Source organism: Bacteroides sp. 3_1_23 (genome assembly GCF_000162555.1).
GTDB lineage: Bacteria > Bacteroidota > Bacteroidia > Bacteroidales > Bacteroidaceae > Bacteroides > Bacteroides ovatus.
Window position 1 is genome coordinate 119,375 of record NZ_GG774960.1, and the last position, 24,369, is coordinate 143,743.

17 protein-coding genes and 1 pseudogene are annotated in these 24,369 nt (G+C 42.7%); 14 read left to right on the forward strand and 4 right to left on the reverse strand.

Annotated features, from left to right (window positions below; translation table 11 throughout):
• The first annotated feature begins 23 nt into the window (after positions 1 to 23).
• The 3 genes from HMPREF9010_RS00470 to HMPREF9010_RS00460 all read left to right on the forward strand — a co-directional run bounded on the left by HMPREF9010_RS00470 (position 24) and on the right by HMPREF9010_RS00460 (position 3,870).
• A complete protein-coding gene (locus HMPREF9010_RS00470; protein ID WP_004301005.1) occupies positions 24 to 1,349 on the forward strand; it encodes a DUF4270 family protein in 1,326 nt (441 codons plus the stop codon).
• A complete protein-coding gene (locus tag HMPREF9010_RS00465) occupies positions 1,346 to 2,551 on the forward strand; it encodes a hypothetical protein (protein ID WP_008651939.1) in 1,206 nt (401 codons plus the stop codon). The genes HMPREF9010_RS00470 and HMPREF9010_RS00465 overlap by 4 nt, the downstream gene beginning before the upstream one ends.
• A 134-nt stretch (positions 2,552 to 2,685) precedes the next feature.
• A complete protein-coding gene (locus tag HMPREF9010_RS00460; protein WP_004301007.1) occupies positions 2,686 to 3,870 on the forward strand; it encodes an aminopeptidase C in 1,185 nt (394 codons plus the stop codon).
• A 4-nt stretch (positions 3,871 to 3,874) separates the two neighbouring features.
• Here HMPREF9010_RS00460 and HMPREF9010_RS00455 read toward each other — a convergent pair whose 3' ends face one another.
• The 4 genes and pseudogenes from HMPREF9010_RS00455 to HMPREF9010_RS00440 form a co-directional block, all read right to left on the reverse strand.
• Positions 3,875 to 4,603, reverse strand: coding sequence for a LytR/AlgR family response regulator transcription factor (locus tag HMPREF9010_RS00455; protein ID WP_004301008.1), 729 nt, complete (start codon positions 4,601 to 4,603; stop codon positions 3,875 to 3,877).
• Positions 4,600 to 5,814, reverse strand: coding sequence for a sensor histidine kinase (locus tag HMPREF9010_RS00450; protein WP_008651941.1), 1,215 nt, complete (start codon positions 5,812 to 5,814; stop codon positions 4,600 to 4,602). The genes HMPREF9010_RS00455 and HMPREF9010_RS00450 overlap by 4 nt, the downstream gene beginning before the upstream one ends.
• A gap of 98 nt (positions 5,815 to 5,912) precedes the next feature.
• Positions 5,913 to 7,907 (reverse strand): carbohydrate-binding domain-containing protein, encoded by a 1,995-nt coding sequence (locus HMPREF9010_RS00445; RefSeq protein ID WP_008651943.1) that lies wholly within the window; start codon positions 7,905 to 7,907, stop codon positions 5,913 to 5,915.
• A gap of 168 nt (positions 7,908 to 8,075) precedes the next feature.
• Positions 8,076 to 8,405: pseudogene (locus tag HMPREF9010_RS00440) on the reverse strand (VTC domain-containing protein); the annotation flags it as partial.
• Positions 8,406 to 9,459: 1,054 nt separating this feature from the next.
• Between HMPREF9010_RS00440 and HMPREF9010_RS00430 the strand changes: the two are divergent.
• From HMPREF9010_RS00430 to HMPREF9010_RS00380, 11 genes are all read left to right on the forward strand, one after another.
• Positions 9,460 to 10,662: a DUF4925 domain-containing protein gene (locus tag HMPREF9010_RS00430; RefSeq protein WP_004311756.1), complete on the forward strand. Its 1,203-nt coding sequence runs from the start codon at positions 9,460 to 9,462 to the stop codon at positions 10,660 to 10,662.
• A gap of 30 nt (positions 10,663 to 10,692) precedes the next feature.
• Entirely contained in the window at positions 10,693 to 12,006 is a 1,314-nt protein-coding gene (locus tag HMPREF9010_RS00425; protein WP_004311757.1) for a DUF4925 domain-containing protein, read from the forward strand.
• An 11-nt stretch (positions 12,007 to 12,017) separates the two neighbouring features.
• Positions 12,018 to 14,864, forward strand: a complete 2,847-nt coding sequence (locus HMPREF9010_RS00420) for a TonB-dependent receptor (RefSeq protein WP_008651951.1) — start codon at positions 12,018 to 12,020, stop codon at positions 14,862 to 14,864.
• Positions 14,865 to 15,000: 136 nt separating this feature from the next.
• Positions 15,001 to 15,681 carry a hypothetical protein gene (locus HMPREF9010_RS00415; RefSeq protein WP_008651952.1) on the forward strand — a complete coding sequence of 227 codons (681 nt, stop codon included), beginning with the start codon at positions 15,001 to 15,003 and terminating at the stop codon, positions 15,679 to 15,681.
• Between the two features lie 39 nt (positions 15,682 to 15,720).
• Positions 15,721 to 17,595 carry an alpha-L-fucosidase gene (locus tag HMPREF9010_RS00410; protein WP_004301026.1) on the forward strand — a complete coding sequence of 625 codons (1,875 nt, stop codon included), beginning with the start codon at positions 15,721 to 15,723 and terminating at the stop codon, positions 17,593 to 17,595.
• Between the two features lie 8 nt (positions 17,596 to 17,603).
• Positions 17,604 to 18,134, forward strand: coding sequence for a GNAT family N-acetyltransferase (locus HMPREF9010_RS00405; RefSeq protein WP_004301027.1), 531 nt, complete (start codon positions 17,604 to 17,606; stop codon positions 18,132 to 18,134).
• A 262-nt stretch (positions 18,135 to 18,396) separates the two neighbouring features.
• Positions 18,397 to 19,269, forward strand: coding sequence for an electron transfer flavoprotein subunit beta/FixA family protein (locus HMPREF9010_RS00400; RefSeq protein ID WP_008651953.1), 873 nt, complete (start codon positions 18,397 to 18,399; stop codon positions 19,267 to 19,269).
• Positions 19,270 to 19,271: 2 nt separating this feature from the next.
• Positions 19,272 to 20,291, forward strand: coding sequence for an electron transfer flavoprotein subunit alpha/FixB family protein (locus HMPREF9010_RS00395; protein ID WP_004301029.1), 1,020 nt, complete (start codon positions 19,272 to 19,274; stop codon positions 20,289 to 20,291).
• A gap of 6 nt (positions 20,292 to 20,297) precedes the next feature.
• Complete coding sequence (locus HMPREF9010_RS00390) at positions 20,298 to 22,004, forward strand: acyl-CoA dehydrogenase family protein (RefSeq protein ID WP_004301030.1); 1,707 nt, start codon at positions 20,298 to 20,300, stop codon at positions 22,002 to 22,004.
• A gap of 153 nt (positions 22,005 to 22,157) precedes the next feature.
• Complete coding sequence (locus HMPREF9010_RS00385) at positions 22,158 to 23,912, forward strand: rhomboid family intramembrane serine protease (RefSeq protein ID WP_032852995.1); 1,755 nt, start codon at positions 22,158 to 22,160, stop codon at positions 23,910 to 23,912.
• A 7-nt stretch (positions 23,913 to 23,919) separates the two neighbouring features.
• Positions 23,920 to 24,339, forward strand: a complete 420-nt coding sequence (locus tag HMPREF9010_RS00380; protein WP_004301032.1) for a hypothetical protein — start codon at positions 23,920 to 23,922, stop codon at positions 24,337 to 24,339.
• The last annotated feature ends 30 nt before the right edge of the window (positions 24,340 to 24,369 follow it).

The following is a 24,369-nucleotide window of genomic DNA, read 5'->3' on the forward strand; positions in this document are numbered from 1 at the left end:
CAAAACCAATTTCATTTTACTACATGAAGTCAATCATACTACTTTTTTCATTCTTTATATCTCTTTCTTTTTTCGCTTGTGTAGACGATTCATCGTCCATAGGAGCGAAATGGGTACAAAGTTCATTCCTCAACGAACAGATGGATACTTGTACGGTATTACTTAGTACAGTATTAAGCGACTCCATAGCCACTTCGGGAGATACGGTTTGCCAGATAGGATACCGTGACGACAACTTATGGGGGAAAATTACCGCCTCTTTTTACGCAGAGTATGAAGTACCTTCCTATTCTTTTGATGAAAACATCCAATATGAGTTCGACTCGATCACCATACGCCTGTATTCTTCGGGCAATTACCTGGGAGATACACTAAAAACCCAACGCATTCATCTGCATGAACTGACAAAGAATATAGAACTGGACGATAGAGGGTACCTATACAACACTACTACTGCCTATTACAACGAAACTCCACTGGCATCTTTCGACTTTCGTCCTACTCCGGGCTCACCGAGCGAAGAACTGGAAATACGATTGCCGGATGCATGGGGAGAAGAATGGTTCAACTTGATGCTGAATGATGGCCGATGGGTGCAATCCCAGGATTTCTTCCATGATTATTTCAAGGGAATTGCTTTTATACCCGATGCAAATGACGCTTGTATCAGCGGATTTCAAGTCAACGACTCCAGTATGTGCATCACGGTCTACTATCACCAGATTACGGAAACACTGAACGAAAAAACACTGGTTTTCAATACAAGCAACACGCTGACTTACAACAAAATAGAACAAGACCGCTCAAACATCCCGATAGCCAACCTGCAAAGTGGGGACGGCAATGAATACTCTTCCGGAAAAAGCGAGCATCAGGTCTACCTGCAGGGAATGACAGGTATGTATGTCACCATCGACTTCCCACATTTAAATAATCTCTGCGAAAAAGGAGAGCTTGTGACTATCGAGAGCGCAACGTTACAGTTATATCCGGTAAAAGGAACTTATGACGGCATGTACCCGTTGCCCAAAAGCCTGGCTCTCTACACCGCCAACAATGAAAATGTGACGCAAAGTGTAATCACCGACCTCACCGGGAGTTCCGTACAAAGCGGAAATCTAGTAGTCGACGAGATGTCTTATGAGGAGACTTATTACTCTTTTGACATCACCTCTTTCCTGCAAACAAACCTGGGAACTACCGGATATGATCGTCAGAAACTACAATTATTTCTTCCGGACAACTTGTTCTATACCACACTTCAAGGCGTTATTTTCGGCGACGGAGAACATACCGCCAATAAAAAGAATACCAAACTTATCATACTTTACAAAACTTATCAACAATGAAAAAGATTTTGTTTTGCCTTCTGGCATTCTATACTCCTGTCTCTATAGTTATTGCACAAAAAACAACGAACTCCCCTACTTCCATGTTCGGACTGGGAGAACTTTCTACCGGGGAAGGCGGGCAATATGCCGGACTGGGCGGCACAGGCATTGCATTGCGAGGAAATAATTTCCTTAACAATGCCAATCCGGCTTCACTCACAGAGTTGACCGAACAACGCTTCCAGATCGATGCCGGTATCATGGGAGCATACCAGATTTATTCGCAACGAGGAGCAAGTAACCGTTCCGTCACCGGAAATCTGAATAACCTAAGTATCGGCTGCCGGATTATGCCACGCTGGTATGGAGCAATTTTCATGGCTCCCGTCAGCAGTGTGGGATATGTCATCACGCTGGATGAAGAAGTGGCAGGCACCAATGGAAGTACTATCTCTTCTCTCTTTCAGGGTGAAGGAGGACTTTCCAAGATGGGTATCAGCACGGCTTACCTTTTCGGAAAAAGATTTTCTGTCGGCACCAATCTTTCTTATGTGACGGGGACCATCACACAAACGGAGACGCAAGGTACTGCCACAGAAGAAACCAGCTCCTACAAACATACTTTTTATGCGGATTTCGGTGTACAGTATAAATGGGCTATAGACCGCGAACGTTCTTTCGTTGCCGGTGCCGTATATGGTTACTCGCAGGATTTTAAACAGGATAATAACTTATACGTTAGTAGCAGTTCGGGAGGAGATGATATTGAAAAAAGCCTGAAACGCTATCGCCAATGTCTTCCTCAATTCTTTGGGCTCGGAGCTTCCTACAACACTCTACGTTGGATGGCAACCATCGACTACAAATATGTGGACTGGAGCCGGATGCAATCTTCCCAATCCAATGTCAGTTTTGAGAATCAACACCGGTTATCAGTCGGTGGAAGATATACATTGGGCAATGTCTATCGTAATCCGGTCAGCATCCTATTGGGAACAGGTATTAATAATTCCTATATCGTCATTCAAAAGAAAAAGGCAACCGAATATTACGTCAGTACCGGACTTAACTTCGGATTGCGCAATAACAACGTCCTTTCTATCGGATTGAAATATAAAGGCCAGATGAAAATTCCTAACGGTATGCAAAAAGAAAACAGCCTTTCCCTGTTCCTGAATATTACTTTCTCCGAGCGAACTTACCACGCCAAGATACAATAAAATGTCATAAAACGGAAGTCATTAAGATAGCTGTCCATTTGAAAAAAGAGAAAACTTTGTGAAACTCTGTGTTACTCTGTGGTGAAACTTTCCTATATTTGTAGCCAAAACAATTTAATATTAATTTCATAGGAATGAAAAAGACAATCCTTATTGCTGCTTTAGGCCTGTTCAGCCTAAGTGTTATGGCACAAGATGCAAAACCTGAAGAAGGTTTTGTTTTCACGACAGTGAAAGAAAATCCGATAACTTCTATCAAGAACCAAAATCGTTCGAGTACTTGCTGGAGTTTCTCAACTCTCGGATTTGTTGAATCAGAACTACTTCGTTTAGGTAAAGGTGAATACGACCTGTCTGAAATGTTTGTTGTACACAAAACGATGCAGGATCGCGGAGTAAACTATGTACGTTATCACGGTGACAGTTCTTTCTCTCCGGGTGGAAGTTTTTATGATGTAATGTATTGCATCAAGAATTATGGTATCGTTCCGCAAGAAGTGATGCCGGGTATTATGTATGGTGATACGCTGCCGGTACATAATGAGCTGGATGCTGTTGCTTCCGGTTATATCAATGCGATTGCAAAAGGTAAATTAAGCAAACTGACTCCGGTATGGAAAAACGGACTAAGTGCCATTTATGACACTTACCTAGGAGCATGTCCGGAGAAGTTCACCTACAAAGGCAAAGAATATACTCCGAAGACTTTTGCCGAATCACTGGGATTGAACTATAACGACTATGTATCACTGACTTCTTATACACACCATCCGTTCTATTCTCAATTCGCCATCGAAATTCAGGATAACTGGCGTAATGGTCTGTCTTACAACCTGCCTATCGAAGAACTGATGGCTGTTATGGACAATGCTGTAAAGAAAGGCTATACCTTTGCATGGGGTAGCGATGTCAGCGAACAAGGATTCTCACGTGACGGTATCGCCGTAATGCCAGATGCAGCCAAAGAATCTGAACTGTCCGGTTCAGACATGGCCCGTTGGACAGGATTGACTGCCGCCGACAAACGCAGAGAACTATTCACCAAACCTTTCCCTGAAAAGGATATTACCCAGGAAATGCGTCAAGTTGCTTTTGACAACTGGGAAACAACAGACGACCACGGAATGGTAATCTACGGCATCGCTAAAGACCAGAACGGAAAAGAATACTTCATGGTGAAAAACTCTTGGGGTAAATCAGGCAAATATGATGGTATCTGGTATGCTTCCAAAGCATTCGTTGCCTACAAGACAATGAATATCCTGGTGCATAAAGATGCACTTCCTAAAGAAATTGCCAAAAAACTGGGAATTAAATAATTATTTAAGAAAGGCTTAATTTCCCAATGTATTCCGTAAATTTCTCCTTATAATTATCACCGACAGGAATATAAGTATTCTTATCAAAGATAATGCGAAGACGGGAAACTTCGGTAATCTTGCGAAGATTGACAATATAAGAACGGTGGACCCGCATGAAATGCGTGGGAAGCCGTTCTTCCATTTTCTGGAGGCTGGCAAGCGTTATTACAGGCTTGTCCTCTCCTTCCACAAAGATACGCACATACTCACTCATCCCCTCAATATAGCGGATATTCTTCACATCGATGCGAACCACTCTGTAATCGCTCTTCACGAATAATGAATCTCCTTTTATCTGCGAAGCATTTCCTATTTCACCCTGTTGTTCCAACAAACGATATTCAAATTGCCTGCGGGCTTTATCCGCCGCTTTCAATAAATCCTGGAACTCAAACGGTTTCAGCAGATAATCTACGGCATCCAGTTTGAAACCCTCTACCGCATATTCAGAATAAGCAGTAGTGAAAATCACCAACGGACGGTTCACCAAAGAACGTATGAAATCCAATCCGTTCAAATCGGGCATATTAATATCCACAAAGATCAAATCAACCTCCTCTTCGGACAATATCTTCATTGCCTCGAACGCATCCTGGCATGACTTTACCAAAGACAAAAAAGGTACCTGGGATATATAATCCGACAACTGCGTCAATGCTAACGGCTCATCATCTATTGCTATACATTTCATTCTAATAAAGGTATAATAAGTAAGACATCAAATTTATGTTCCTCTTCGGTAATGGAAAGCGTATAATCATTGCCAAATAAAAGCCTCAACCGCTTACGGATATTCTCGAGTCCGATGCCATGATGCTGTTCGTCAGCCGAACCATTATTGCTGTTGGAACAACGGAATGAAAGCCGGTTGCCCTCATCCAACTGCATCAAGACATGAATAAAAGACTCGCTCCGATAACTGACTCCATGCTTAAAAGCATTTTCTACAAAAGAGACAAAAAGCAAAGGAGGAATCTGCACTTCGGGCACTTCGGCCGGAAAATCCATCTGAATAGATACTTTGTTGGTATAGCGCAAACTCATCAGGGCAATGTAATTTTTAAGAAACTGAACCTCACGTGAAAGCAAAATCGTTTTATTACTCGCTTCATAAAGCACATAACGCATCAGTTTAGAAAGTTCCACAATCGTACTTTTCGCTTTCCCCGTATCAATATCCACCAACGCATGAATATTATTGAGCGTATTCATGAAGAAATGAGGATTAATCTGATATTTCAAATACTGCAGTTCCGACTGCAAACGTTGATGTTCCAGTTCCTTCAGCATTTCTTCATCACGGAAAGATTTAAAGAAAAGTTTGATGGCGATATTGAACCCTACCATCAAAAAGGCAATGATGAAATGAATAAGATAGCGGAGCACAAAAGGAGGATAAGGAAAAGGAGTCGGTTTTGGAAATCTTCCGGGACTATTTGGATCTCCCATTCCCCTAGGACGTTGTTCGGGATTGGATTCATGCCAATGCACATCCCCTTCCTCCCTCGCCTTTTCTCTCGTCTTAATAATCTGGTCCCTCCGGTTCTCCTTCATACGAAGAGGCAACTCTCCTCGCTTGAAATCTTTGGGGAAATGATTGGCAGAAGGAAACGGAGAAAGCCAACAAATCATTCCTATTACAAAAATCAACGAAACAGTATATTGCCAGTACCTTTTCTTAAAAAGAAAATAGGGAACCAGCCCATAATTATTTAACAGGAAAAGCACGAAAAAAGGAAGGATACTCAACCATGATTCGCGGATCACCATACGGGTTTCCTCCCGTTCAAGTCCTCCACTCATGGCAAAGTATCCGCCTATCAGCGGAAGAAGAAATATTACGATCCAGATAGCTCCGTAAATACTCTGCTCCAGCACGTGTTGTTTACGCAGTCTTTTCATGCCTCATTGCTTCTGATTATCGAAACAAAGATAAAACCGAACCTGTTTTATCACAAATAGAATCGACCAAAGAACGGATTTCGACGGTAAACTGCTGTTTACCATCCCCATCCACCAGGTCCATGTCCACCGCCTCCACCACCGGGCTGGCCACCGCCGGAAGTGCTGCCGACTTGTGTCACCATCGAACTGGCAGTAAATGTTGCCGCCTGCGTGCCACCGGAATAAGTGGCTCCCGAATATAACCCGAAGAACTCGGAACCACCGGAAACCGTTCCTCCTTTTGAGATAGTATAACTACCGCCCGAGGTCAGATTCGGACTACTGAACAATACCGTCATTTGAGAATAAGCACGGGGAATCTGATAGGTCAGTACGCTGGTTCCGTCGGCCGACTGGATATTCAGTATTTCTCCGTTACTTCCCGAACCGCCATAGATCACAGTGCGTTGCGTACATACACTTGATGTAGGTGTACTTGTTCCTCCTCCAATACCCAGAACAATCCCCCCGGTAATCTTAAAGGTATTCTGATCGCAATCGAATCCGTCTTCGGGAGAAGTAGTACCCGACGATACGATCACTCCCCCCGTAATGGTCAACGTACCATTAGAGTCAATGCCGTCATTTCCGGAACTATAACAATAAATATTGCCACCATTAAGAACAATGCTGTTTCTTGCATTCATACAGTCATCGTAACAAAGCGCGGCAACTGTACCCTCATTGACAGTCAACACACTTTTACTCTCGATACCCTCACTACCTTCCCCACCGGTAGCCTTCACAAGCACCGTTCCTCCATTGATTGTCAACGCACCGTCCGCTTTGATTCCTTTTGCCGACGAGTCGAGCTTGCCATATACACACTGCGTACCGGTAGTTATCACTTTCACCGTGCCGTCATTGATGGTAATCGAACCGTCACAGTTGATACCTTTACCGGCTCCACCTGTACTCTGAATAGCGATTTCCCCTCCTGTAATCAGGATATTTCCGTCACATTTAATTCCTGCACACGAACTTAAATCATTATCTTCATAAAGAGCGGTTTGAGAAGTGAATGCAGTCAGCTTTCCTCCGGAGATGGTCAGGTTACCATCACAGGATATTCCTTTGGAGGCTGCTCCCGCCACTTGTGCCTGAATAGCACCGCCACTGATTACCACATCCAGACAGGATTTCAACCCATGCGCTTTATTATCCGTTGTAGAGAGTTTTGCAAAGCCTCCGGTCATCGTAATTCCTCCCTCTTCACACTGAATAGCATCGCCGTCTGAAGATATATTCAGTATTCCGCCGCCGATAATCACAGATTCATTGGTATGGATTCCATCTTTTTTGGCCGAAACTACCGTAATATTACACCCGCTACGGAAACGCACATAATCATCGCTTGTGATGGCATGTTTATAATTTCCGGTAACTGTGAGTGAACCGCCTCCACTGAAAATGAGCTGCCCCTCACTGAACAGACAGGCTTTCATATCCTCTCCATCAGTAGTTGCCGTATAAGAAGACCCATCTGTCAACACATTCGTTGTTTCATCCGCGCATACCACAAACACACGTTTGGAAGACTGGATATTAATGGCAGCACCTACCGGATTGAGTATAGACACCCCCGCCAGTGATAATTTGAATTTCTTTTCGCTGTATACCTTGAACGAGCCGTTCGTAGTAGTCCCGTTCAACACATACTCTACTCCGCTGACCGTAGAATTGACCACAATATGCGCCCCATTGGAAGATACTTCCACTCCGGAAACTCCATTACCTACCGTGGCAGTCGTTCCATTATAGGTAATCGTCACCACGGAGGCAAATTGGGAGTTCTCTATAAAATCATCATCGGAAGTGACCGTTTCCGACATGCTTCCATACGTCGTCCTATCACTTTCATCAAAAGCGATTGTAAATCCCAATAAGTCTTCCGATCCCTCGGGAATCGTCGGGTTGGGCTGACTGCTTCCTCCACCTCCCGAACCTCCGACCAATATTCCTTCCTGATCGCCGAAATCGAATGATTCCGTCGTACAGTTCACCAACAACAGCAATAAAAGCGGTATCCAAAACAACACAATCCTTTTCATAATTTCTTGTTTTATCTATTAAAACTTAAATGAATATCCTGCAGACGCTTTCAGCCAACGAAACATCTTATAGGAAACACCTGCCGAACCCGACCAGCATTCCACCGTCTGCAATCCGTCCCTTGTACGAAATTCACCTTCCAGAGAAGCATCGAAACCGGAGAATATCTTTTTCTTCACTTCCAGAAAAGTCAGACCGGAAGAGACATATGTCCTTACACGGATCTTCTCACGGATCACTCTTCCGTTTTGATGAGCCAGATACATGGTGTAATCGGGAGTGTCGAGATAGGTAGTGTGATAAGCTATATTTCGCTCCCCCTGCACCTCTTGCACACGATAACAATTACTTGCCCGTTGCAATACGTCCATCAGGGCAGAGAGCGAAACGATATACTTCGTGTCCGTACGGTTCATCAAACGGATGGTACTCATCTCTTCCAAAGAAATGGAGGAGAAAGCGGAAAGTGCGGTGGTTACATTACATGCCTCGTTCATATTCATAAGGGATTAGAGTAGCAAGTGTTACAATACTGTAACAAATGTATGACAGAGAAGCAGAAAAAGGAAAAAAAATCAATGAACGGGGGATTCTTATCGGTGAATCGACTGTATTACAGCAATAAACTGTTCTGTTCTATTTTTAAGATTCTATTATTCAACAGTGGCTATGAATCGAATCAAATAGAAAATAAAATGCATAATCTAGTGCAAGAATATGCATATCACGCCCCTTATTATGCATAAATAAAGGGTAAACAGACCGTTTTTCATTGTATGAAAACGTCCGTTCTTTAAATGCAAGGTATCCTTGGTCGGTGAGGAACGCCTCCTTGCTCACCGACCAAGCTACCGTTCATCGGTGAGGAAGGAGGCGTTGATTGAAATAAGAGTCGTTTCCAAGCTATGTCACTTCTAACTTCGTTAATTTTCAATATAACAAATAGCTATAACATCAGAAAAAAAATATTGATTTATTTCGAATCTGGTAGCAAACAAATACAAACAGCAAGGATTTACTATCAAATCACTGTCTTTTGGGAGAATCCAAAAAGACATTTAAGCTCCTATTTATTTGCTATCCTCATATAGGTTCTAATTAAAGCAAAGAAAATGTATAAAACATCCTATTTTTATGTATAACCCTATTTTAAGCAAACATAGATTTATTTCTTGTAATATTCCAGCGGATTCCTCTTCACTTTTTTACGGAAGTATTTATTGAAAGTTGTAAAGATGAATATTACATTCTAAACTTTCCGCAAGAGTCAGAAATAGAGAAGAAAAAAAATGAACGGTTTCTCACCTGTGAAAAATAGGAGGAAAACCATTTGCTTTTTTAGAGACCTCTTCATTCTCTTTTTACAGCCATTCTTAAAAGAAGAACAATCGATATTAAAAATAGAACACATTTATTTTTTCATTTTAGATACTTTTACCGCATACGATTAAAAATAGAACATTAAAATAAAAAAACAGACCTTGACAATAAAGAATTGTTAGTCGAACTTTGCAAAGTTTTATTAAATACGCAATAAAAACAAAAAGCAAAATGAGAAACTTACGAAAACTATCTTATGTCGCTTGCGCAGTATTTTTCTTTACATCATGCGAAGAAACTTACAATGACAAGCTATTTTGGCCAGGAGAAATTAGTCAGGAATATGGCTCGTATATTAAACCATATACGCTAGACCTAACCTACAGCGGAGAGAAATTAATTGGAAAAACTGTCAGCTTCAAGACAGAAGATAGCGAAACGGGAACACTGACGCTGAATAATATAATCCCGGGAGAAAAGGAAACTCCTATCAGTCGCATCCAACTTTATGAGAATGAAAAGAAAGGATATTATACTTTCAGCGGGACCAATATCACAATGGGAGGAGCTACGGTGAAATATGAAGGAATAATAACTCCGAAAAACATGCAACTATCACTGAACGTAACAATGGCTTATGCCAACTCCATTGCAAACACATATACATTTCCTGCATACTCCCACACAACAGATGGAGAAAGTATCATCCGTAATAGCGGAGCCAGCTACGTGAATATTACTACAAAAGCAGGAGGAGAATCTCTCCAGCCGGTGATTTTACAAATACAGCAAATGGCAACTAATATATTAGATGTGATTTTTCCTTATGTATTGAAGGATATTACATTTGAGAAAAATGGAATTGTCACTGCCAGCTATACTACGAGCCCTGTAGACATGAATGAAATTATGGAAGTTGCCAATTCGGGCAAAACTGACGCTGAATTCAAAAGTCTGATCAACAAACGCACTTATGAGTCATCTCCCAAAGGATTGGCCTACTGGAATCAAACAGGCAACAAAGCATTTGTCGTACAACTAAATATCCCTGCCATTGTGTCTCTCATAGCACAAAACAACGGAAAGCAAATTGACTATCAGCTTATCGCAGGAATCAGTGAAGCACTTCTAAAATCTGACCCGGCACGTTTAAAATTAACGTTAAGTGCCATCAATATGATTTTAAACAATGAAATAATCACCTATATTCTTCAATTGGATGATGATACTTTTGCAACTCTGCTCACATGGATGAAAGACGGAATACCAATGGGCATCAACTCAACAAAAGAACATACTTATATCTATTTCAACAAAGAAACTCTCATGCCGTTCATCAGCATCATCGGTAGTTTGCTGGAAACAAATTTAATTGAAGTTGCAGCCCTTTTCGATAAAATGGAAATCGGTATTGACCTCACAGCTAAGAAATAATTCATTTTAATTATCTAATATAAAAAAACAATGAAAAAAATATCTATCCTATTAATAAGCTGCCTTGCCGTAGCGTCTGCATTTTTAACTTCTTGTGATAATGATCACTACGGACCAGAGCCTATAGATGTAACAGCCAATTATTCAAATAAACTATCAAACCCCAATCCGAATCTAATTCTTACCTATAATGGTGAAACCATGATCGGAAAATCAGTAGACTTTAGCACTGTAACAGGAGAAACCGCTATTATTAACTTATATGATATTTTACCAGGAGAAAAAGAAGTAAAAATTATGTCTATCCCCCTTTCTGGAGATGGGCAAGGATATTCTTTTTCAGGAAATAGTATGGGAAATGAGACTTTAAGCTCTTTTAGATACGAAGGACGCGTAATAAAAGGACAGTTAACATTAAATATATCCAATATCAAAATGGGCAATGCAGAATTATGGGCAAATACTTATAAACTACCCACAGTTATTAATGGCATCAAAACGATTGTAGTTGGAGACATGTGGGGAGAAGAATATACATGGCAAGATGTTGACGGACAAGTACTAAATGCATCATGCTATTTTTATGCAGACATAGAAGCTTCAGAAAGTGGAGCCACAACTCAAACATGGGGTAGTGCTATTCAAAACATATTAAGTTATATTTTGCCACAAGTTCTACAAGAAATTACTTTAGGAGCGGACGGGAATGTAACGGCTTCTTATTCAAATGAACCATTGACAGGAGTAGACATGGATATCATTTTTGGATTTCTAGAAAATCCATTAACACAGGATATGATTACTCCTAACATTGTTAACCGTAATTATATTCCATCTCCAAAAGGATTTGCTAATTGGTTCCAAAAAGACGGTAAGTTAATATTAAAATTAAACTTAGCTAATATTATTGCCTCAATATCCAGCGGCAATCAATATATGGATGTCAATATAACCAATGCTATCATTGAAGCTATATCCCAAATGGATGCTATGAAAGTGAAAGAATTGCTAACCACGCTCAATCAAAGTCTAAAAAATGAAACACTTGGATTCCTGCTCAATGTCAATGACACTTCTTTCAAAGCTATTTTCAATTGGTTAACTACCGGAATCCCGATGCAAGTTATTTCAAAAGATGGACATACTTTTATTTACTTAGACAAAGAAGGTTTTACTCCCATAGCCAAATTACTACCAGATCTTAGTCCGCTAATAGTCAGTCTGCTTCCAGAAGATATGCAATCACTGGGAGGAATCATCTCTATATTTTTGAACGGTATATCAGACGCTTTTCTATCACCTGAAAAAATAGAATTTGGTTTGGAAATTGTTCCAAATAAATAAAACAAAAAACAATGAAGAAATTATATATCCTAACAATCCTGTTATGCCTTACCGGTTTCGGAAGCATCTTTGCCCAAACCCTGAAAGGACATATATATGATGCCAAGACCAATGAGCCATTGGTCGGAGCCACCGTCACCTACAAACTTCATGGTAATCAGGGAGTAGTATCTAACATTAACGGAGAATATGAAATCAAACTTCCCGAAGGTGGAGTTGACCTTGTATTCAGCTATGTTGGCTATGATGATGTCTTGATGCCCATCGTTATCAACAAGCGTGAAGTAGTCACCAAAGACGTTTACATGAAAGAAAGCACCAAGCTGCTGGAAGAAGTCGTAGTCAGTGCCGGACGCTTTGAACAGAAGTTGAGTGATGTCACTGTCTCCATGGACGTTGTTAAATCCGGAGATATTGCCCGTCAGGCACCCACGGATATTTCTTCCACTCTCCGCACACTTCCCGGTGTAGACATTGTAGACAAACAACCTTCTATGCGCGGAGGTAGCGGATGGACTTACGGAGTAGGTGCACGCAGCCAAATTCTTGTGGACGGAATGAGCACACTGAATCCGAAAACAGGAGAAATCAACTGGAACACTGTTCCTTTAGAGAACGTAGAACAGGTGGAAGTGATTAAAGGAGCATCTTCCGTACTATATGGCTCATCAGCTTTGAATGGTATTATCAATATCCGTACCGCACGTCCGGGACTGACACCGAAAACACGATTCAGCGCCTATATCGGTGTATATAGTGATGCGGAAAACGACGAATACCAATGGAGCGACAAGAGTTTCTGGAAAGATGATAAATATTCTGTTAAACCGATCCTGCGCGGAAGTCTTCTTAGCGGTATACGGAATCCTATTTACGAAGGATTCGACCTCTCCCATTCCCGCCGTATCGGTAATTTCGATGTCAGCGGAGGAATCAATCTTTTCACTGATGAAGGATACCGCCAACAGGGATACAACAAACGTTTCCGTATGGGAGGGAGCCTCACTTATCATCAGCCCGATATGGGAATGAAACTGTTGAACTATGGTTTCAATGTCGATTTCCTTTCCAATCAATACGGCGACTTCTTCATCTGGCGTTCACCAACGGAAGTGTACAAACCGTCTCCTTTCACCAACATGGGACGTGAAGAGAATAATTTCCATATCGATCCGTTCATCAACTATGTGAATCCGGAAAACGGTACGTCACATAAGATTAAAGGACGTTTCTATTACAGCGCCGACAATATCGTACGCCCTACCCAAGGAACCTCCATCACTGATATTCTGGGAAATATGGGAACTGATGCCAAAACGATACAGAATATAGCCGGTGGCGATTACAGTTCACTCTATCCTGCATTGGTAGGTATCGGTTCCGGACTTGTCAACGGTAATCTGGAAGATGCCATGAACGGAGTGTTCACCTCATTAGGCAATATTTTCCCGAATGCGACGACTGCCGATTATTGCGATCTGATCTCCTGGGTAATGGACAACGGAGTGCCGAGTGACTTGGGAGGACTTGCGAACGGACAGTTACCGAGTGATCTGATTCCGTGGTTATCAAATGTTATCAATCCGTCACGAAACACTCCCAAAACACAGACTGATAAGAACTTCGATTACTATCTCGACTACCAGTTCAATAAGAAATGGGAAGGTGGTGCACAAATCACTACCGGAGTAACCCTGGAACATATCCGCTATGACTCCGCTGTAATGGATGAGGTATACAAAAGTGATAATGTAGCTGCTTTCCTTCAGTACGATCAGCGCTTTTGGGATCGTTTGAGTGTGTCTGCCGGTGTACGTGCCGAATATTATCGGGTGAATAATCATCACCGTGAAGCCGAAACCAAAATTTTCAGAACCAAGGTTCCGTTCCGTCCGGTCTTCCGTGCAGGGTTAAATTATCAGCTGACTGATTACAGTTTTATCCGTGCCAGCTTCGGACAGGGTTACCGTAATCCGTCTATCAATGAAAAATACCTGCGCAAGGATATTGGTGGGGTTGGCGTCTATCCTAATCTGGACATCAAACCGGAGAAAGGATTTAATGCGGAATTAGGAATTAAGCAAGGATATAAGGTCGGCAATTTCCAGGGTTTTGTGGATGTTGCAGGATTCTATACACAGTATAAAGACATGATTGAATTCCAGTTCGGACTGTTCAACAATGCCAATTACACAATGATTAATAGCATAGGCGATGCATTTCAGATGCTGACAGATGGCAAAGGTTTCGGCATCGGAGCCCAGTTCCACAATGTATCGAAAGCCCAGATTTACGGAGTAGAAATTTCAACGAACGGCGTGTATAATTTCAATAAGAATACGAAGTTGTTCTATAACTTAGGATATGTATACACGGAGCCACGCGATGCTGACTATCAGGAACGTAATGCAGTAGAGGGGCTTTATACCGATCCTCTTCAGATGAAAGAGAAATCGAACACAGGTAAGTATCTTAAATATCGCCCGAAGCACAGCTTTAAAGCTACAGTAGATTTCCAGTGGAAACGTATCAATGTCGGTGCCAATGTAGCATGGAAGAGCAAAATTCTGGCAGTTGACTATCTGATGTTGGACGAACGCGAGAAACAGCAGAAAGACCTGATGGATTATGTACGTGGCATCCTTTTCGGTTATTCAAAAGGAGAAACACTGGCTACTTACTGGAAAAAACATAATACAGACTATGCTACTGTCGACGTACGCTTCGGAGTAAAAGCCACAAAAGAAGTAGCTTTCCAGTTTATGGTGAACAACCTGTTGAATAAAGAATACAGCTACCGCCCAATGGCAGTTGCCGCCCCACGTACTTTCGTGCTGAAAATGGACGTCACTTTCTAACTAACTTTCAAGATTCACAATTACTTAAGAAACGGCTGCTCAATACAGCCGTTTTCTTTTTTCTCCTCATCTGTCATCATTTATCTATATATTGTGTATCTTTATCCCCCGAAAACAAGAAGAAATAACCGATAAAATGAAAAAACGAATCCTACTTATTGTCATCCTGTTTTGTACAGCCTTTGCACAGGCACAAGAAGTTTTTGTAACTGCTGATTTTGTAAGCAGTTATATCTGGCGCGGTATAGATAGCGGTAATGCAAGTGTGCAGCCTTCACTCGGCCTCAACTGGAAAGGACTGACTGTTTACGCATGGGGCTCTACCGAATTTCGCGAAAAGAACAATGAAATAGATTTATCACTAGAGTACGAATACAAAAACCTGACTCTTTACGCCAATAACTATTTTACCCAGACAGAAGAAGAACCTTTCAAATACTTCAATTACAGTTCGCACTCTACCGGACACACTTTCGAGGCAGGAGCCGGCTATATGCTTAGCGAAAAGTTCCCATTGTCAGTAAGCTGGTACACTACCTTTGCCGGAAACGATTACCGGGAAAACGGGAAACGTGCCTGGTCCAGTTACTGCGAGTTGAGTTACCCGTTCAGCGTGAAGGATGTAAATATGAATATCGAAGCTGGTTTCACTCCTTGGGAAAGTATGTACTCCGACAAATTCAATGTAGTCAATATCGGATTATCTGCAACAAAAGATATCAAAATAACGTCCAACTTCTCTTTACCCATCTTCGGAAAGCTAATAGCCAACCCTTATGAAGAGCAACTTTATTTTGTAGTTGGAATTACATTGTAGATGATTCTTACATTCAATTATTAACTAATAAACACCCCCATGAAAAAACACTTTCTTATCTTCGCAACAGGTCTCTTTCTACTAAGTGCCTGTAATTCGGTAAAAGCACCGGAAGCTATCTTACCCATTCCCGAAGCCAAACAGGTGGAATGGCAAAAAATGGAAACGTATGCGTTTGTACACTTCGGACTTAACACATTCAACGACCGTGAATGGGGATATGGAGACTCCGATCCTAAAACATTCAACCCTACCCGTCTGGACTGTGAGCAATGGGTACAGACATTTGTCAAATCCGGCATGAAAGGAGTGATCCTGACAGCGAAACATCACGATGGATTCTGTCTGTGGCCTACGCAACTGACAGAGTACTGTATCCGCAACACTCCGTACAAAGACGGAAAAGGAGACATTGTCCGCGAACTGTCGGATGCCTGCAAAAAGTATGGCATTAAATTCGCAGTCTATCTCTCGCCCTGGGACAGGCATCAGGCCAATTATGGTTCTCCCGAATATGTAGAATACTTCTATAAACAACTCAACGAACTGCTGACCAACTACGGTGACGTATTTGAAATCTGGTTTGATGGTGCCAACGGTGGAGACGGCTGGTATGGCGGAGCAAAAGACAGCCGTACAATCGACCGCAAGACTTATTATAACTATCCGCGAGCTTACAAGATGATTGATGAGTTACAGCCACAAGCTGTTATCTTCTCGGATGGAGGTCCGGGCTGTCGTTGGGTAGGCAACGAACACGGATTTGCCGGAGCTACTAACTGGTCTTTTCTTCGTGCAGGAGAAGTTTATCCGGGCTATCCCAAGTATCGTGAACTGCAATATGGTCATGCCGATGGTAACCTATGGGTAGCTGCCGAGTGTGATGTTTCCATCCGTCCGGGATGGTTTTATCATCCGGAAGAAGACGACCGTGTGAAAACAGTAGACGAACTGACTGATTTATATTACCGCAGCGTAGGACATAACGCAACGCTATTATTAAACTTCCCGGTAGACCGTGACGGATTGATTCACCCTACTGACTCTGCCAATGCCGTAAACTTCCACCAGAATGTACAAAAACAACTGGCACACAATCTGCTGGCGGGACTCTCTCCCAAAGCATCGGACGAACGTGGAAGAACATTCTCCGCCAAAGCTGTGACCGACGGTGATTATGATACTTATTGGGCTACCAATGATGATGTCACTTCAGCCACTATCGAATTCGATTTACCTCAGGCAGAAAAGATCAACCGTATGATGTTGCAGGAATATATTCCTCTCGGACAACGTGTCAAATCATTCGTTGTAGAATATAACCAGGCAGGCGAATGGCTCCCAGTAAAGCTCAATGAGGAGACTACCACTATCGGATATAAACGGCTCCTTCGTTTCGAAACAATCACTACGGATAAGATTCGTGTCCGCTTCACGGATTCACGGGCTTGTCTCTGTATTAATAACATTGAAGCATATTATGCAGGAGAGACTTCGGATACATACACAGCGAAAGCTGCAGAACTGAAAAGTTACCCGTTCACTCTTGTTGGAGTAGATGTAGAGGAAGCACAGAAAGGCATGGATAAAAACGACCAGACCACCTGTTTCATCAATGGAAATACACTATTGATTGACTTGGGAGAAGAACGCACGATTACCTCATTCCACTATCTCCCCGACCAAAGTGAATATAATAAAGGGTTGATCGCAGCCTACGAAATATCTGTAGGTACGGACAGTAATGCGGTCAACCAGGTAGTAGCCAAAGATGAATTTTCCAATATAAAGAGCAATCCGATTTTGCAATCGGTTTACTTTACTCCGGTCAAGGCTCGCTACATTCAGTTGAAAGCAACACGGATGATACATGACGGTGAACCGATGGGGTTAGCTGAAATTGGGATACAATAATAGATGATATGGTACAAAAAACAGGAATTATTGTGCAGAAGAAAAACTATACTCTCCGTACCTGGCAAACCGAAGATGTAGCATCATTAGCCCAATATCTCAATAACAAGAATATTTGGGATAACTGTCGTGACGGTCTCCCCTATCCTTATAGTCAGGAAGATGCTAACGTTTTTCTCTCTATGGTACAAGCGAAAGAAAACATTCAAGATTTCTGCATTGAGGTAAACGGAGAAGCAGTTGGAAGTATCGGTTTTGTACCCGCTACGGATGTAGAACGTTTTAGTACAGAAGTAGGCTACTGGATTGGAGAACCTTTCTGGAACCAGGGAATCGTTACTGACGCCCTGAAAGAAGCCATCAACTATTATTTCGAACACACTGATAAGGTACGTGTATTCGCAGTCGTATTTGAGCATAACTCCCCATCCATGCGGGTATTAGAGAAAGTGGGATTCACGAAAGTAGGAATTATGCAAAAGGCTATTTTCAAGAATGATAATTTCACGAATGCACATTATTACGAACTTATCAAATAATCCGGAATTCATCAACAGTTTGCCGGACAATCCGGCAGACTGCCCATAAACGCTTTGTCAACCCTGAATTAAATCTATAAAAACCCTCCTCTTTTGCTCAAAAATCTTAAACCTGTGCATTTTTTACTCGGATTTCTTGTCAGAACCAAGCGTTTGAGTAAATTTGCACGCTGATAGTTAACCGGATAGTTTGGATAGCAAGATATTACTACTTGACTACTGGCTGCTAACTTGTAGAAATACTAATACTAAAATTTATAGCATGAGTTTGAAAATTGTTGTATTGGCAAAACAAGTTCCTGACACACGTAATGTTGGGAAAGATGCCATGAAAGCCGACGGGACGATTAACCGCGCGGCACTTCCCGCTATCTTCAACCCCGAAGACCTGAATGCTCTCGAGCAAGCTCTTCGACTGAAAGATGCTCATCCAGGCTCTACCGTAACCATCCTGACCATGGGACCGGGACGGGCAGCCGACATTATTCGTGAAGGACTTTTCCGTGGCGCAGATAACGGTTACTTGCTGACCGACCGTGCTTTCGCTGGTGCAGATACACTGGCTACGTCTTACGCACTGGCTACTGCCATCCGCAAAATCGGTGATTGCGACATTATCATTGGTGGTCGTCAGGCTATCGACGGTGACACGGCGCAAGTAGGTCCGCAGGTAGCAGAGAAGCTAGGATTGACGCAAATCACATACGCAGAAGAAATTCTGGAAGTGGGCGATGGTAAAATCAAGGTGAAACGTCATATCGACGGTGGTGTAGAAACTGTAGAGGGTCCGCTGCCTATCGTGATTACCGTAAACGGTTCTGCCACTCCTTGCCGTCCGCGCAATGCGAAACTGGTTCAGAAATACAAACACGCCAAAACAGTTACCGAAAAACAACAAGGTAACCTTGATTATACCGATTTGTATGACAAGCGTGATTATTTGAATCTGGTAGAATGGAGTGTAGCCGACGTAAACGGTGACCTTGCACAATGCGGTCTGTCCGGTTCGCCGACAAAAGTGAAAGCCATCCAGAACATCGTGTTCCAGGCTAAAGAGAGCAAAACCATCAGCGGCAGCGACCGTGACGTGGAAGACCTGATTGTTGAACTATTAGCTAACCACACCATCGGATAATCATGAATAACTTATTTGTATATTGCGAAATAGAAGAAGGTAACGTTGCAGACGTTAGCCTCGAACTTCTGACCAAAGGTCGTTCGTTAGCCAACCAGTTGAACTGTCAGCTCGAAGCTGTAGTTGCCGGAAGCGGCCTCAAAGATATTGAAAAACAAATCCTTCCTTACGGAGTAGATAAACTTCACGTTTTCGACGGTGAAGGCCTTTACCCTTATACATCACTTCCTCACACAGCTATCCTGGTGAACCTCTTCAAAGAAGAGCAACCGCAAATCTGTTTGATGGGTGCTACCGTTATCGGTCGTGACCTCGGTCCGCGCGTTTCTTCTGCTCTGACCAGCGGATTGACTGCCGACTGTACTTCACTTGAAATCGGTGACCACGAAGACAAAAAAGAAGGTAAGACTTATAAGAACCTGTTATATCAAATCCGTCCGGCATTCGGTGGTAACATCGTTGCTACGATTGTGAACCCGGAACACCGCCCGCAGATGGCAACCGTTCGCGAAGGTGTGATGAAGAAAGAAATCCTCTCTCCGACTTATCAGGGAGAAGTAATCCGTCACGACGTGAAAAAGTATGTAGCCGACACGGACTATGTAGTGAAAGTCATCGAACGCCATGTAGAAAAGGCAAAGAACAACCTGAAAGGTTCTCCGATCATCATAGCCGGTGGTTACGGTGTAGGTTCGAAAGAAAACTTCAACCTATTGTTCGACCTCGCTAAAGAACTTCACGCAGAAGTAGGTGCCAGCCGTGCTGCTGTTGACGCTGGTTTCGCAGACCATGATCGTCAGATCGGTCAGACTGGTGTTACGGTTCGTCCAAAACTCTACATCGCTTGCGGTATCTCCGGACAGATTCAGCATATCGCCGGTATGCAGGAAAGTGGTATCATCATCTCCATTAACAACGATCCGGATGCTCCGATCAATACGATTGCCGATTACGTAATCAACGGAAGTATCGAAGAAGTTGTGCCGAAGATGATTAAGTATTATAAACAAAATAGCAAGTAAGGAAAGATGGCTAATTATTATACAGACATACCGGAACTCAAGTTTCACTTGAACAATCCGATGATGAAACGTATTTGCGAACTCAAAGAACGCAATTACAGAGATAAAGATGAATTCGACTACGCTCCGCTGGACTTCGAAGATGCTGTAGACTCTTACGACAAAGTATTGGAGATTACAGGAGAAATCACAGGAGAAATCATTGCTGCTAACGCAGAAGGTGTAGACGAAGAAGGTCCTCACTGTGCTAACGGTCGCGTAGAATATGCTTCCGGAACCAAACAGAACCTGGACGCTATGGTGAAAGCCGGCCTGAACGGTATGACCATGCCACGCAGATTCGGCGGTTTGAACTTCCCGATCACTCCGTACACCATGTGTGCAGAAATCGTGGCTGCTGCCGACGCCGGTTTCGGAAATATCTGGTCTTTGCAGGACTGTATTGAAACACTGTACGAATTCGGTAACGCTGACCAACACAGCCGTTTCATTCCTCGCGTATGCCAAGGTGAAACGATGTCTATGGACTTGACCGAACCGGATGCAGGTTCCGACTTACAGGCAGTTATGCTGAAAGCAACTTATAGCGAAAAAGACGGTTGCTGGTTGCTGAACGGTGTAAAACGTTTTATTACAAACGGTGATGCTAATCTTCACTTGGTATTGGCTCGTTCGGAAGAAGGTACAAGAGACGGTCGTGGTCTTTCTATGTTCATCTATGACAAGAATGAGGGTGGTGTGAACGTACGTCGTATCGAAAACAAACTCGGTATCCACGGTTCTCCTACTTGCGAACTGGTGTACAAGAATGCTAAAGCTGAACTTTGCGGTGACCGCAAACTCGGTTTGATTAAATACGTTATGGCTTTAATGAACGGTGCCCGTCTGGGTATTGCTGCGCAGTCCGTAGGATTGAGCCAAGCTGCTTACAATGAGGGATTGGCTTATGCTAAAGACCGTAAGCAATTCGGTAAAGCAATCATCGAATTCCCGGCAGTATACGATATGCTGGCTATCATGAAAGGTAAGTTGGATGCCGGACGTGCTTTGCTGTATCAAACAGCTCGCTACGTAGACATTTACAAAGCATTGGATGATATTTCCCGCGAACGTAAACTGACTCCGGAAGAACGTCAGGAACAGAAAAAATACGCCAAACTAGCAGACAGCTTTACTCCGCTGGCTAAGGGTATGAACTCTGAATATGCTAACCAGAACGCTTATGACTGTATCCAGATTCACGGTGGTTCAGGATTCATGATGGAATATGCTTGCCAACGCATCTATCGCGACGCACGTATCACCAGCATCTACGAAGGAACTACCCAGTTACAGACTGTAGCCGCTATCCGTTACGTGACTAATGGTTCTTACATCGCTACTATCCGCGAGTTTGAGGCCATTCCTTGTTCACCGGAAATGGAACCGCTGATGTCTCGCCTGAAGAAGATGGCTGACAAATTTGAAGCAAGTACCAACGCTGTGAAAGAAGTACAGGATCAGGAATTGCTTGACTTCACCGCTCGCAAACTGGTGGAAATGGCTGCTGATATTATCATGTGTCACTTACTGATTCAAGATGCCAGCAAGTCTTCTGAACTGTTCTCCAAATCTGCACACGTATATTTGAACTATGCAGAAGCGGAAGTAGAAAAGCATACAAATTTCATCGAAAACTTCGACAAAGAAGATTTGGCTTTCTACAAAAAGTAACAAATAATCGACTAAATCTGATAAAAGCATCCTTTCTTACGAAATGGATGCTTTTTTTATTTGTCATATTCTATTATTTTCCATTATTATTCTATACATTTGTCAGTGAGATAAGTAATTTTTTAATTGATGAATGTAGATAGAGATAGAAATATGGCACTCAAACCTTCATATAATGACAAACTGTATTTGCCAGGTTTATCAAACACGGAAATCCTTATATTGGCTCTCGAAGCCTCTCAAAAACTTGAGTGGAATATCGAGGAAGTAACTCCGGAAGGAATCCGGTTTGAAGTCCCGTTCAGTATACGCTCCCATGGAGAGGCAATAACCTTTACCATAGAAAAGGGAAGTGACGGGGAAGTATCCGTTCGCAGTCAGTCTTCTTCCGTACAATTTGTTGATTATGGAAAGAACAGAAAAAATATCCAGAAGTTACGGGAAACAATGGAAGAAATAAAAGCCTCACTCACTCCGGAAGAACTAGCCCAAAGGGCCAAAGATTTCGAAGAAGAGTTCAACCGCCCGCTCACAGAAGAAGAAAAAGCCTACATAGAGGAAGAAAAGAAGAGGAACTCTTTCCTGTCTTTCTTCATTCCCCGCAAAGGATTTATAGCAACTCCCATCCTGATAGACATCAATATTCTTGTATTCATTGTAATGATTGCTTCCGGAGTGGGTATTATGTCTCCTTCCACTCTGTCACTACTGAAATGGGGAGCCGACTTCGGACCGCTGACTCTGACCGGTGACTGGTGGCGCACAGTGACTTGCAACTTCATACATATCGGAGCTTTCCATCTCCTGATGAACATGTATGCTTTCATGTATGTAGGACTTCTGTTGGAAGAACTGATAGGAGGACGCCGTATGTTCGTTTCATACCTGCTAACCGGATTATGTTCGGCTGCATTCAGCCTGTATATGCACGGTGAGACAATCAGCGCCGGAGCTTCCGGATCTATCTTCGGACTTTACGGTATATTCCTTGCATTCCTCCTCTTTCATCGCATCGCCAAAGAACAACGAAAGGCATTGTTAACCAGCATCCTCATTTTTGTGGGGTATAATCTGGTTTACGGGATGAAAGCCGGCATTGATAATGCCGCCCATATTGGCGGGTTGTTAAGCGGGTTTGTTCTGGGAATTATATACGTGGTCGGCTACAAGTTCGAGAAACCCGATGCACAGCGGACTGTCTCCATCATCGGGGAGCTTGGTATATTCTGTATATTCCTGTTCAGCTTCATGATCCTGTGCAAAAACGTTCCTCCTCTTTACCCGGAGATACGCAATGAATGGGAAAGCGGCATTGTGGAAGCCTATCTGAATGGTGAACTGGAAGAGGAAAACGAGAACAGTAATCATTCCGCTGTGAATGCTACGGACAATCTTTCCAGCAGGAAAGTTCCGGCATATACGCCTGTCGGCAATGACGATACGTGGCTATCTTATTATGATGCAGCCACCAAATTCAGTTGCCAGTATCCTACCAACTGGATAAAAATAGCAGGAGCAAAAGGAATTATTGATGGTGCGGAACCTCCATTACTCATGCTGGTCAACGGAGGGAATCAATTAACGATTACCGCCCTCACCTACGACACGCAGAAGGAGTTTAAACACATGAAAGAGTTATCACTCACTCTCCCAAGAAATGCACAAGGGGAACCGTCAGAAGATTACCAACTAAGCAATGTCAACATCAACGGACTCCCCATGACAAAGATCACGAATCCCCTGCACATCGGGGCTCCTGATGAACCGGGAGAGGATGTAAAACAAATAGCGTTGCATTACTTTCAAGAGAGCAAGAAACGATCTTTTGCTATTGTCATGCTTGTCTATGACGAAGAAGCTGAAACCGATCTGAATGCCATTACATCAAGTATCCAGATCACCCAATAAAGAGAATATGAGAGTATATATCCAAATCAAACAGTTAGGAAAGCGAAAGTGCAGTATCGAAAAGATTCCTATCGATTTTCCTGTTCCGCCTGTCAATGTACAGGGGTTGATCGAAGCCATCGTCAGTTGGCAAGTCTGCGAATACAATGAACGCTTGCAACAGAGCGAAGTGCTGAAATACCTCACACAGGAAGAAGTGGAAAATAAAACAGCTTCCGGCAAAGTAGGGTTTGCAGTAAACTATAATGGCAAACCTGCCGCAGAAGTCGAAGCCATCACCAATGCTTTGCAATCCTATGAGGACGGAATTTTCCGTATCTTCATGGATGATACGGAAACCGGAGACCTATCCTCTCCCATCCAACTTAAAGAAGAATCTACCTTAACCTTCATCCGGCTCGCTATGCTGTCGGGAAGATTATGGTAATCATTATCCTATAAAACACATTTAAAACGA

Excerpts from the sequence above, each read along its gene's own strand:
- HMPREF9010_RS00470 (WP_004301005.1), top strand. The coding sequence starts at position 24 with ATGAAGTCAATCATACTACTTTTTTCATTCTTTATATCTCTTTCTTTT.
- HMPREF9010_RS00465 (WP_008651939.1), top strand. The coding sequence starts at position 1,346 with ATGAAAAAGATTTTGTTTTGCCTTCTGGCATTCTATACTCCTGTCTCT.
- HMPREF9010_RS00460 (WP_004301007.1), top strand. The coding sequence starts at position 2,686 with ATGAAAAAGACAATCCTTATTGCTGCTTTAGGCCTGTTCAGCCTAAGT.
- HMPREF9010_RS00455 (WP_004301008.1), bottom strand. The coding sequence starts at position 4,603 with ATGAAATGTATAGCAATAGATGATGAGCCGTTAGCATTGACGCAGTTG.
- HMPREF9010_RS00450 (WP_008651941.1), bottom strand. The coding sequence starts at position 5,814 with ATGAAAAGACTGCGTAAACAACACGTGCTGGAGCAGAGTATTTACGGA.
- HMPREF9010_RS00445 (WP_008651943.1), bottom strand. The coding sequence starts at position 7,907 with ATGAAAAGGATTGTGTTGTTTTGGATACCGCTTTTATTGCTGTTGTTG.
- HMPREF9010_RS00430 (WP_004311756.1), top strand. The coding sequence starts at position 9,460 with ATGAGAAACTTACGAAAACTATCTTATGTCGCTTGCGCAGTATTTTTC.
- HMPREF9010_RS00425 (WP_004311757.1), top strand. The coding sequence starts at position 10,693 with ATGAAAAAAATATCTATCCTATTAATAAGCTGCCTTGCCGTAGCGTCT.
- HMPREF9010_RS00420 (WP_008651951.1), top strand. The coding sequence starts at position 12,018 with ATGAAGAAATTATATATCCTAACAATCCTGTTATGCCTTACCGGTTTC.
- HMPREF9010_RS00415 (WP_008651952.1), top strand. The coding sequence starts at position 15,001 with ATGAAAAAACGAATCCTACTTATTGTCATCCTGTTTTGTACAGCCTTT.
- HMPREF9010_RS00410 (WP_004301026.1), top strand. The coding sequence starts at position 15,721 with ATGAAAAAACACTTTCTTATCTTCGCAACAGGTCTCTTTCTACTAAGT.
- HMPREF9010_RS00405 (WP_004301027.1), top strand. The coding sequence starts at position 17,604 with ATGGTACAAAAAACAGGAATTATTGTGCAGAAGAAAAACTATACTCTC.
- HMPREF9010_RS00400 (WP_008651953.1), top strand. The coding sequence starts at position 18,397 with ATGAGTTTGAAAATTGTTGTATTGGCAAAACAAGTTCCTGACACACGT.
- HMPREF9010_RS00395 (WP_004301029.1), top strand. The coding sequence starts at position 19,272 with ATGAATAACTTATTTGTATATTGCGAAATAGAAGAAGGTAACGTTGCA.
- HMPREF9010_RS00390 (WP_004301030.1), top strand. The coding sequence starts at position 20,298 with ATGGCTAATTATTATACAGACATACCGGAACTCAAGTTTCACTTGAAC.
- HMPREF9010_RS00385 (WP_032852995.1), top strand. The coding sequence starts at position 22,158 with ATGGCACTCAAACCTTCATATAATGACAAACTGTATTTGCCAGGTTTA.
- HMPREF9010_RS00380 (WP_004301032.1), top strand. The coding sequence starts at position 23,920 with ATGAGAGTATATATCCAAATCAAACAGTTAGGAAAGCGAAAGTGCAGT.